Source organism: Longimicrobium sp. (assembly GCF_036554565.1).
In the GTDB taxonomy this organism is placed as follows: domain Bacteria; phylum Gemmatimonadota; class Gemmatimonadetes; order Longimicrobiales; family Longimicrobiaceae; genus Longimicrobium.
The window spans coordinates 1-3,158 of record NZ_DATBNB010000476.1 but is presented as its reverse complement, the minus strand read 5'-3'; the positions used below and the strand labels follow the sequence as shown (position 1 = coordinate 3,158).

The 3,158-nt window shown below is 67.3% G+C and carries 3 protein-coding genes; all 3 read right to left on the bottom strand.

Annotation, left to right across the window (positions count from 1 at the left end; translation table 11 throughout):
* On the bottom strand, nucleotides 1-853 hold an 853-nt coding region (locus VIB55_RS13055), incomplete at its 3' end, for a PilT/PilU family type 4a pilus ATPase (RefSeq protein ID WP_331877090.1).
* A 198-nt stretch (nucleotides 854-1,051) separates the two neighbouring features.
* Entirely contained in the window at nucleotides 1,052-2,761 is a 1,710-nt protein-coding gene (pilB, locus tag VIB55_RS13050; RefSeq protein WP_331877089.1) for a type IV-A pilus assembly ATPase PilB, read from the bottom strand.
* A 109-nt stretch (nucleotides 2,762-2,870) separates the two neighbouring features.
* Nucleotides 2,871-3,158 (bottom strand): helix-hairpin-helix domain-containing protein (locus VIB55_RS13045; RefSeq protein ID WP_331877088.1); only part of this gene is annotated, 288 nt, incomplete at its 5' end.

The following is a 3,158-nucleotide window of genomic DNA, read 5'->3' as shown; positions in this document are numbered from 1 at the left end:
GCGTCACGATCCCCTCGAGCACGAAGGCGAGCTGCGCCCGCACCTGCGACTGCTGGTGGCTCGGGAAGACGTCGATGATGCGGTTGATCGCCTCGGCGGCGCTGTTCGTGTGCAGCGTCGCGAACGCGAGGTGCCCCGTCTCGGCGATCGTCAGCGCGGCGCTGATCGTCTCCAGGTCACGGAGCTCGCCCACGAGCACCACGTCCGGATCCTCGCGAAGCGCGTACTTGAGCGCCGACCCGAACGACTTGGTGTCCGTCCCCACCTCGCGCTGGTTGATGATGCACCCCTGGTGCTTGTGGATGAACTCGATCGGGTCCTCGACCGTGATGATGTGCCCCTTCCGCTCGCGGTTGATCTTGTCGATCATCGCCGCCAGCGTCGTCGACTTCCCCGACCCCGTCGGCCCCGTCACGAGCACCAGCCCGCGCGGCTTCTCCGCCATCTTCGCGATCACCGGCGGCAGCCCGAGGTCGGCGAACGTCCGGATGTTGATCGGGATCTGCCGGATGACCATCGAGACGCACCCGCGCTGCTTGAAGCAGTTGCCGCGGAAGCGCGCCAGGTTCTGGATGCCGAAGCTGAAGTCCAGCTCGTCCTCCGTCTCGAACCGCTTCTTCTGGTTCTCGGTAAGGATGCTGTACGTCAGCTGCAGGCAGTCCTTGGGGGTGAGGATGTAGTCCACCCCGCTGTCGGTGATGTGCCCGTCCACCCGCAGCTTGGGGCGCTCGCCCGCCGTCACGTGAAGGTCCGACGCGCCGCGCTCGATCATCTCTTCCAGCAGGGCGCGCAGGTTCAGGCTGCGGGCGGCCTCGGGGGCGGCGGCGCGCGGTGCCTCGGTGGCGATGCTCATGGGATTGCCTTTCGATACTTCCGTGGAGGTCGCTCAGGCCGGTCCGGCACGGTACCCGCCTGGGGCGATCCGCACGGACCCGTGCAACGTGCAAGGCGCCTCCCCCGGCAGAAAGCCAGCGTCGGCGCGGATATGCGTTCTCTTGGGCACCTGGGGAGCCAAGAACCATGCCGCCGCAAACAAATGGTGCGCCGCGGCTTACGCGGCGGTTTCCTTGATCACCTCTTCCAGCGTGGTGACGCCCTTCCGCATCTTCAGCAGCCCGTCCATGCGCAGGGTGAGCATTCCCTCGCTGATGGCCTGCTTCTGCAGGTCGGAGGTCGCGGCGCCCTGCAGCACCATGCGGCGCAGCGCCGGCGACATGGCCATCACCTCGTACAATCCCGCGCGGCCCTTGTAGCCGGTGCCGCCGCAGGTTTCGCAGCCGGCGCCCTTGAAGAAGCTGGCCTCGTCGATCTCCTGGTCCGTCAGCCCGGCGCCCCGCAGGAACTCCTCGGGATAGGTCGTGGACTCCTTGCAGTTGCCGCAGATGCGGCGCAGCAGGCGCTGCGCCGTGATCAGGTTCACGGCGCTGGCCACGTTGAAGGGCTCGATGCCCATGTCGATCATGCGGGTGATGGTCGACGGGGCGTCGTTGGTGTGCAGCGTGCTCAGCACCAGGTGGCCGGTGAGCGCGGCCTTGATGGCGATGGACCCGGTTTCCAGGTCGCGGATCTCGCCCACCATGATGATGTTGGGGTCCTGCCGCAGGAACGCCTTGAGCGCGGCGGCGAAGGTCATCCCGATGTCCGTCCGCACCTGCACCTGGTTGATGCCGTGCAGGTTGTACTCCACCGGGTCTTCCGCGGTCATGATGTTGACCTCGGGGGAGTTGATCTTGGAAAGCGCGCTGTACAGCGTGGTCGTCTTACCCGAGCCCGTGGGGCCGGTGACCAGCACCATGCCGTACGGGTTCATGATCGCGCGCATGAAGTTCTTTTCCGCGCGCTCCTCCATGCCGAACTTCTCGAGATCGAGCGTCAGGTTGCCCTTGTCGAGAATACGCAGCACGATCTTTTCGCCGAACAGCGTGGGCAGGGTGCTCACGCGGAAGTCGATCACCCGCTTGCCCAGCCGCAGCTTGATGCGTCCGTCCTGCGGCACACGGCGCTCGGCGATGTTCAGGTCGCTCAGGATCTTGAAGCGCGAGATGAGCGCCGCCTTCATCTTGGGCGGCGGCCTCATGATCTCGTGAAGCACGCCGTCGATGCGGTAGCGTACCCGCACGTCCTTCTCGTAGCACTCGAAGTGGATGTCCGACGCCCCGCGCTGCACCGCGTCGGTGAGAATGCCGTTGATCAGCTTCACGACCGGCGCCTCGTCCACCGCCGCCGCCAGGGCGGTGACGTTCATCTCCTCTTCCTTGTCGTCGACGACCTCGATCTCCTCCTGCTCGATCTGCTTGAGGAGGTCGTTGATGCGCTCGTCGGAGGCCTCGTACTCCTTCTCGATGATCTTGCGCAGCGAAAAGTCGCCCGCGATCACCGGCTCGATGTCCAGCCGGGTGACGAACTTCAGGTCGTCGAGCACCCCCAGGTCGGTGGGGTTGGCCATCGCCACGGTCAGCGTGCGCCCCACGCGCCGCAGGGGAAGCACCTGGTGCTTCACCGCGATCTCGGGGGGCACCAGCTTCAGGATGCGCGGGTCCAGCTTCACCCGCTCCAGGTCTACCGCGGGAATCCGGTGCTGGCGCGCCAGGGCGCGAACCAGGTCCTGCTCGCTCAAGAAGCCGAGCTTGACCAGGCTGAAGCCCAGGCGGTTGCCGCCGTTGCGGGCGTCGTCCAGCGCCTTGCTCAGCTGTTCGCGGGTAACCAGACCTTCGTGGATCAGCTGGTCGCCGATCCGGTCCGCGGGAGCGCTTACGGCCATGTGGGCCCAGAGTGTCGGGCGAATGTCCCGGCCGGCGTACCATCGCCCGGCCAGGAGAGATTTCGGGGAATGCGAGGTGGCTCTAGCTTCGCCGCAAGTGCCTGCCCTGTCAAGGGGAAGCGCGGATGCGCGGGCGCAGGCGCGACACGGTGGACGGCCCGATCCCCGGCACCGCCTCCAGCGCCTCGGGCGAGCGGAACCGGCCGTTCCTCTCCCGCCAGGCGACGATCCGCCCGGCCAGCGACGGCCCGATCCCCGGAAGCGCCGCCAGCTCGTCCGCCGACGCCGTATTGACGTCCACGATTCCGCCCGCGTCACTCGTCCGCCTGCCGCCCATCTCCGCCGCGGAGCGCGTCGAAACGCTTCGAGGCGGCGGGACGGTCGGCGCGGGCCGCAG